Raw genomic sequence first — 8,649 nt, forward strand, 5'->3', positions numbered from 1 at the left:
TGATGTTAACAGGAACAGAAATTCTCATTGTCGAGGACAGCCTGACTCAAGCCCTGCAACTGCAAATGCTGCTGGAGCAGAATAGTTGCTCTGTCACAGTTGCGGAAAACGGCGTACAGGCCCTGAAATGCATAGCTGAACGCAGACCGACCATCATCGTGAGCGACATCATGATGCCGGAAATGGACGGTTACACTTTATGCCGGACGCTGAAGTCGGACCCCAAGACGGAGTCCATTCCGGTCATTCTGGTCACCACGCTTACCGACCCGAAAGATGTGGTGCAGGGGCTGATCGCCGGCGCGGATAACTTCATCACCAAGCCCTATGAGGAGAAGTATCTGCTGTCGCGCATCCGTTACTTCCTGGCAAATCTGGAGCACCGGGATCACCAGCGGGTGAAGATGGGCATCGAAATTATCTTGGATGGAGAGCGCCACTTCATTAACTCCGCCCGCCAGCAGATTCTCGACCTGCTGATTTCCACCTACGAAGAGGGCATTCGTCTCAACCGGGAACTGAAAGCCAAGCATGAAGAGCTGAGTCATACTCACTCGCTGATCAACAGCCTGTTCCATTTCACAGCGGGTTTGAGCGCGGCCAGCACGGAAAGTGACACCATTGAGCAAGGGCTGGGGCAGGTGCTGTCGTTCCCGAATGTGGTCGCCTCGTGGCTATTGCTGGTGGACCCGGATTCAGGCGAGGGTGGCTGGAAGTTAGCGGGCTTTCGCAGTAGCTCCATCAACGCAGACCAGTTGGATACATGCAGTCGCGAATGTCCCTGCCGGCACGGGGTCCTCAACGATGGGCTGACCAGCGCGGTGGACATCGCCGATTGTCCGGCCATGAAGGGGAGTTTCGTCGGTAATCATCATGCTACGATTCCGCTGTTGTTGGGCGGAGAGCTGATTGGTTTGCTCAACGTCGCCCGCACCCGCGGTGAGCGCTGGGCGGAGGAGCCTCTGCGGGCGTTGCAGTCTCTGGGGCATCAGTTTTCGGTCGCCCTGGGCCGGGCAAGGTTGTTTGACAGCCTGGAAAGTCTGGTGGAGCAGCGCACATCCGCCTTGAAAGAAGAAATGCTGGAAAAAGAGAGGGCGCAGGAGCAACTTAAGCTGCGCAATCGTGCGATAGAGGCGAGCGTGAACGCCATTATCATCGCTGACAAAAGCGATCCCGCACATCCCATCGTATACGCTAACCCGGCTTTTGAGCGCATCACAGGCTACGGCCTGGAAGACGTCACAGGTCGGAACTTTCTGTTCCTGCTCGGCAAAGAAACCAGTCAAATGGGCGTCGCGAATATCAAACGCGCGCTCAAATCCAATACCGAAGGCTATGCCTTGTTGAAGAACTTCCGCAAGGACGGCACGTTGTTTTGGAATGAGCTGAAAGTCGCGCCGGTCACGGATGTTAAAGGCGAGGTCACTCACTTTGTCGCCATTATGAACGATGTGACGGAGTCCATTCAGTACCAGGAGCAACTGGAATACAAGACGAACTACGACAACCTCACCGGGCTGCCCAACCGCAACCTGCTCGATGACCGTATTCAGCAGGCTATCGCTTTTGCGGCGAGGCGCGACAAGGGCTTCGCTCTGGCGGTGTTCGACCTGGATAACTTTAAGTACATTAACGACAGCATGGGCCATGAGACTGGCGATCAATTGCTGAAAGAGGTGGCGGAATCCCTGCGCAGCTGTCTGCGGGAGGGCGATACGCTGGCGCGGCTGGGCGGCGATGAGTTTGTCATTCTGATGAACAAGGAGGATCACGATCATCCTCTAGGACTGATGTTGAACCGCATACAACAACTGGTGTCGCAACCCCGTCGTCTGAAAGATAAAGACATATTGGTCACACCCAGCATTGGCGTCTGCCAGTATCCGGAAGACGGCGAAGATGCCTCCACTTTGCTCAAGAACGCCGACACGGCCATGTACAAGGCCAAGGAGCGGGGGCGCAATCGTATTTGCAGCTACACCCAGGAAATGAATGAGTCGATCCAGAAACGGGTGCAGATGGAGCAGGATCTGCGGCGCGGTATCGAAAATGGCGAGTTGGAGCTGTACTACCAGCCGCAACTGGACCCTCATGGCGGCGGCGCGGTCGGACTGGAAGCGCTGGTGCGCTGGCGCAAGGGCGACCGCATGGTGCCGCCTCTGGAGTTTATTCCCATCGCGGAAGAAACCGGCCTGATCACCAGTGTGGACGCCTGGGTGCTGCGCGCCGCCTGTCTGCAACTGAAGCTGTGGCGGGATCAGAAACAGCAGCTCGTTCCCGTTTCGGTCAACCTGTCATCACGGCAGTTCCAGGACGCTAATTGTGTTGAACTGGTCCGCAGAGTGTTACAGGAATCCGGTGTTGAGCCCGGTTGCCTCAAGATTGAGGTGACGGAAAGCATGGTCATGCACAACACGGAAGAGGCGCTGCGCACCATGACCCAACTCAAGGCCATGGGCGTGCAATTGTCTATGGACGACTTCGGCACCGGATACTCGTCCCTGAGTTACCTCAAGATGTTTCCTTTCGATCAGCTCAAGATCGATAAGAGTTTTGTGCGTAATGTCACCGATGATCCGCAGGAAGCCGCCATCATCCGCGCCATCATTGGCCTGGGCAAAACCCTGGGCATCAAAATCGTGGCGGAAGGCGTGGAAACCGTCGAGCAATACAGCTTCCTGGTGCGCGCCGGCTGTGACCTCATCCAGGGCTACTTCTACTCGCCGCCATTGCCTGTCGCCGCCTGCATGCACTTCCTGCAGGAAGATCATCTATGGGGGAAAAAACGCAAGGAAATTGAAGACGGCCCGCAAGCCAGAAGAATACTGATCGTCAACGACGACGAAACCATATTACGCGCGGTTTGTGGCGAACTTGGCCACGAAGGCTACGACATCTTTGAAGCCCGCACCACGGCGGAAGCCCTGCGCCTTCTCGCCGCCCACGAAATGCACGTCATCGTGACCGACCAATGCATGAAGGAAATTAAAGGCGTAGACCTGCTGCGCAAAGTCAAAGCCATCCACCCCGGAACCGTCCGCATGGTGCTCAGCGGCTACAGTGGCTTTAAAGAAGTCCTCGAAGCCATCAACGAAGGCGCCGTCTTCCGCTTCATCACCAAACCCTGGAACTCGGAACACCTGCGCGAAAACGTAAAACAAGCCTTCCGCGAAAGCGACCTGGCGCGGGAAAACCAGATGCTGAGAGAGCAGTTGGATATATTGCGAAGTGGGAGTTGATGGGCTTCAAGCTATGTAACTATAAACAACGAAATGCACTGCGTGTGTGAAGGTATTGGCGTTGCTGTTCTTTTTTGAATGCTGTTTTGTCTAAAAAATAAACGCGATTGTTAACGTTATGTAATCTCCGGCTATGCAAAACGTTATTTTTCGTCTAATATCTGCCGAATAAGAATGGAAATGGCTATAAGGATGTAGGTCTCGAGCCCCTTACCTCCCTTTCTTTTAAGGTCTGTGTATCAAAAGACAAGTACTTTGTCGCAATATCGATGTTTGCATTTTATTCAATAATAACTCTTTAAAGTAGCCGAGTTGAAAGTGAATAGATTGTTGAATTTTCGATATGTTCTATTTTGGTGGAACTGCCTAAGAATAGTGAGTTTTATTGGGTGTCAGGTAGGTTTTTGAATAAATTGATTTAAGAGAGTGTACTGTGAGGCCGATAAGATGAATTTGTACTTATTTGTAGAGATCCTCATCAAAAAGAGACTGTATTTATTTTTCTATGCTCTCTTTTTTTCACCTGTAGCTCTAGGTGAAGACACGTTAGCGTATGACTACTTAAAGCTGGCGAAGAGTGAGTATGATTACCTCGAAGGTGAAAATATAAATAACATATCTGGAGACTTGTCCTGGCAAGTAAAGGATGTCCATATGCCTGGTGCTGGTATCAATATTGATATCTACCGGAGGTACGAGATTTTATCCCAGCCTGGAAATATGGGGCTATGGACTATTCAGTCTCCTAGAGCGTTAGTCTCACTGAAATATAGAGAATATAATTGTGACAGAAGTTGTAAAAGTGAGCTTGTTGGTGTTCATGGGATTATAGTTGAGATACCAGGCTATAAGCAGCAGCCTATTATTAATGATAAAAGTAGTGGGAAGTGGGTCTCTATAAACAGGGACAGCGGATGGCAGTTGGAGTCAACGGTTAATAAATCGAAAATAGAAATAATTGCTCACTCTCCTGATGGTCTGAAATATCGGTTTGACTTCGCTCTGAGGAATAAAAATAGCGATGGTTTCGTAGGCTCACTTGGTCGAGTTGCTGTGTATGCGACTAGAGTAGATGACGCATTTGGGAACTATCTTGAATATGAGTATAGGGGGAACTTCCCCAATAACCCTGTATCATACGGGACTCTCGTAATTCCAACGAAAATATCATCAAATGATGGTAGGGTTGTTACATTTGATTATAAAGAGGTTTCTAATTCCCTTGGTATAAAAAGTCTTTGGTTGTCAAAGATATTAGCGAATTATGGGGGAGAGGAAAAGTCTTGGTTGTACGAATATAGCAACTATAGGCGAGGTAGTCTTCCTGAGCAACTTGAAAGAGTTGTTAGACCTGATGGGTTCGGTTGGAAATATGAATATCAAACATACGATAATAAGTGGAAGTTAAGTAAAATTGTTCTGCCCGCTGGTGCAGAAATAGGGTACGGTTACACACTGATATACACAGCGAAAGACCCTGAGGGGGGGCAGCACAGGGGGGTTAAGGAGCGCAGTGTATCTATACCTGGTTATGAGCCATTCGTAACGGATTTTACTTTTAAGTTAGATCCTAATAGTACTCCAAGCTTGGTTACGAAAATTTCTTCCAATAATATCTATAGGGTAGAGTCTCAGTATATATATAGATCTAAAGATAGGACTTACTTTGGTCGAGAGGAAAAAGCGGACCCTTTTATTGGCAAGCTGAGTAAAGAAGACGTTTATGACTCAAAGAGTGGCGCCCTCCTTAAGTCAAGCCGATACGACTATAAAGAGTGGCCTTCAAGAGGCGAATTTTACTTGGCGGATTCTAACGGTAATAAGGCGGCGGCATACCCGCAGACAATTCCTGTCAGGCTTGTAAAAACTACCGTGGATAACAAGTTCATTACTGCGTACAGCGATTTTGACGAGTATTACTTTCCACGCACCAAAAGCGAAACCACCAACGGCAAAACCCGAACGACCCGTTATACGTACAAACACCAGACATGGTCCAGCTCCCAGCCGCAACTGATCGGCTTGTTGACTGAAGAGAAGGTGGAAGGCGATAACGGCGAGAACTGGGTCACTTCCATTGTTTATGACACTAACGGTCAGCCCACGTCTCGTACAGCGAATGGCGTCACGGAGTCGTTTACCCACCATAATACGGGCGAACTGGCGACGAAGTCCTACACCAACCACAACGGCCCACAAACGGTCTCTTACAACAATTACTTCCGCGGTGTGGCGGGAAGCGAGCTGTATCCAGACGGCTCATCCATATCTCGCTCTGTTAATCCCACCGGCACCATTGCTTGGGAGGATGACGCGGAAGGCCAGCGCACCTCTTATAGTTACGATGCGCTGAATCGGGTTACGCGGGTTGATCCGCCAGGCCTGGCGGCGAGCAACTATCAGTATGAGCCGAACAGAATCACTGTTACGCGGGATGGTTCAGGCTATCGTAAGGAAATCACGCTGGACGGACTGGGCCGCGCGGTATTGTCGAAAGAAAGCGGCGCAGGTATTGATCCAGTGTATGTGCGTACTGAGTACGACGCAGGCGGGCGCGAAACCTTTGTATCCTATGCGTCCGCTAACAGTGCGGAGCCATTGGGCGTGGTGAAAACCTACGATGCGCTGAATCGGGTGACGTCGGTCAAAAACAATGCGGACAATAGCACGGCGGCCTACTGCTATGGTGTCCCCTGCGTGAACTATTTGAGCGGCTACAGTTTTGACGACGCTTATACGATCACCAATGCGCGCGGCCATAAAACGGCGTATCTGCAGCAGGGCTACGGCTCGTGGGATGACCTGCAGAATCGGTATATCGTGGCGGATATCGCTGGCGCGGTGCGGCAGGTGACCAGCATCAATCGTAACAAGATCGGCGATATTACCTCCGTCACTCAGGACGGCGTAACGCGCACATACGTCTACCAACCGGGAACTCGTCGCATGAGCAGCGTGATGGAGCCGGAGCGCGGCAAAGTGGTGTTTTCCTACGATGCGGCAGGCAACACGCGCAGCAAGCAAGTGGGCGCAGAAGGTCTGATCACCTTCACTTACGACGCCATGAACCGCCTTACTAATATTGGTTATCCCGCAGGCAATGGCGGCATGGCGACCACGCCCAGCGTCGCTTACGACTATGATCGTAATGGCCGTGTCACCAGTATGGCTAAAGGCGCGTCGACGCGCAGCTATGCGTACACGCCATGGGGCGCGCTGGACAGAGAAACGCTGAAAGTCAACGACGTTACGTTCAATCTGGATTACGCCTATAACCAGCAGGGACAGCTGTATCAGTTGACGTACCCGAACAACACTACATTGACCTACAGCCTGGATGACTGGGGCCGCCCTACCCAGGTAGGCCAGTTTATCTCCAATATTCGTTACTACCCGACTGGGCAAATGTCAGGCTATACCTATGGCAATGGCCAACAGGTGAGCTATGCCCTGAACGCGCGTAAGTTTGTGGAGCGGATTAAAAGCGTCGGCGCCAGGACCACGGCGATGGACCTGTCCTATACCTTTGACGGAAACGCTAACGTGACCTCCATTACTGATAACGTTAATAGCCTGAACAGCATCACGGCGCTGGGCTATGACGGCCTGGATCGACTGACGTCGGCGAACGGACGTTGGGGAGCGGGAAGCTTCAGCTATGACGCTAAAGGCAACTTGCTGAGCAAAAACCTGGGTAATTTGGGGGCCATGACGTATCACTACGACGGCAACAATCGTCTGGCGAACACCACCGGCGCCAACGCCTTCAGCTTCTCTTACGACGCGTACGGCAACGTCAGAAACAACGGCCGTTTCAACATGACCTACAACCACGCCAATGAGATGACCAACATCAAGAATGGCGAGGTCAACATTGACTACCTGTATGACGGCGACGGCATTCGCGTGTTGGAAGTGCATGACGATAAAGCCATTTATCAGATGCATGACAAGGCGGGAGACCTGTTGTACGAGCAGGACTTCATCAGCAACAAAGAATCAGTCTACGTGCGCTTTAACAGCCAGACCATCGCCAAGATGGATACCTGTCTTTTGAAAGACACTGACAACGACGGGATCACTGACTGCCAGGAGCAGCAGCTGGGGTTTGACGTATTCACCCCGGCGGACGCCTATGCGGATGACGACGGCGACGGCGTTAGCAACCTGGCGGAAGTCAAGGCGGGAACCAGTCCGAGAAACGCGGATACGGATAATGACGGCATCCCGGACGGTTGGGAGCTGCGCTTTGGTTTGAACCCGTTGGCGAACGACGCCGCCGCCGATATTGATGGCGATGGGTTCAACAACCTGCAGGAATACCAGAACGACACCGATCCCAAGGACCCTTTGAATGTGCCTTTGGCGGCGAAGCTGGTCCCTGTGTTCTATCTGCTGATGGATTAAGGAAGGCAAGTAATGAGACGTAAATCCATGTTCAAGATAGCCAGCGCGACGATGCGCCATGTACTACTGCAAGTGGCGACGCTGTTCGTCACGGCGCTGCTGGCGGTGAGCGCCAGCGCGCAAACCCTGATTACCTACTACCACAACGACGCGCTGGGCTCGCCGGTGGCGGCGACGGACCAGGATGGAAACCTGTTGTGGCGGGAGAACTATGCGCCCTACGGGCAGAAGATCGACAATCCCAAAGAAGCCTATGACACGCACATAGGCTACACCGGCAAGCCAGACGAGGGGAAAACCGGGCTGACGTACATGAACGCCCGGTATTACGACCCGCTGGTAGGACGATTTATGGGGGTGGATCCTGTTGGGCCTTTGACTGGGGGGAGGGAGCATATCAATAGATATGGGTATGCCTATAACAACCCGTATAGGTATATAGATCCAACAGGAATGCAGCCTTTTGGCTCTCATAGTCTGGGGACTTATTTGGGCATGCGTCTTAGTGGGAAAACTAATGAAGAGGGTGGTAAGGCGATGACGACGGTGGCGGAGACTCAGTTAGGAATTGTTGATGAGGCGGCCTCTTATACAGCTGTTGGAACAGTGAAGGACGTAGTTGAGGTAGCTGATAAAATTTTGAACGAAGAATCAGCTGAGAGTCAGGTTGGTGGTATGGCTGCCGGGGAGGTGGCTTCGGAAGTGGTTGAAAAGGCGCTTGAGGTTAAGTTTAAGAAAGTCGACGGTTTTATAGAAGGGGCAAAAGCGGTGGCTGGCAAGCTAGCAGGTGATAGTACGGAAAAACAGCTAGAGAAAGATAATGAAGCTGACACTGAAGCTGCAGAAGGTGGTGACAAGAAGGAAATGGAGAGTCAGTGAGTCCTGCATAGGAACGTTAATTTACTCTATTTAACGGAATGGGCGTAGGCAGGTGTTGGCTGTTTATCCAGCCAACACCGTCAATCTGGGAAAAAATAACTATGGTTTTGGTGGTTTGAAGGAA

Annotated in this window: 3 protein-coding genes; all 3 read left to right on the forward strand. The window is 51.6% G+C overall.

All coding sequences use genetic code 11. From position 1 onward, the window contains the following. Window positions 1–2: 2 nt before the first annotated feature. The 3 genes from ONV78_RS25305 to ONV78_RS25315 all read left to right on the forward strand — a co-directional run bounded on the left by ONV78_RS25305 (window position 3) and on the right by ONV78_RS25315 (window position 8,525). Window positions 3–3,239 (forward strand): EAL domain-containing protein, encoded by a 3,237-nt coding sequence (locus ONV78_RS25305; protein ID WP_279507207.1) that lies wholly within the window; start codon window positions 3–5, stop codon window positions 3,237–3,239. A 1,800-nt stretch (window positions 3,240–5,039) separates the two neighbouring features. Then, window positions 5,040–7,646, forward strand: a complete 2,607-nt coding sequence (locus tag ONV78_RS25310; protein WP_279507208.1) for a hypothetical protein — start codon at window positions 5,040–5,042, stop codon at window positions 7,644–7,646. 12 nt (window positions 7,647–7,658) lie between these two features. Next, window positions 7,659–8,525: an RHS repeat-associated core domain-containing protein gene (locus tag ONV78_RS25315; RefSeq protein WP_279507209.1), complete on the forward strand. Its 867-nt coding sequence runs from the start codon at window positions 7,659–7,661 to the stop codon at window positions 8,523–8,525. Window positions 8,526–8,649: the final 124 nt, after the last annotated feature.

This window comes from Hahella sp. CR1 (assembly GCF_029813005.1).
Classification (GTDB): Bacteria; Pseudomonadota; Gammaproteobacteria; order Pseudomonadales; family Oleiphilaceae; genus Hahella.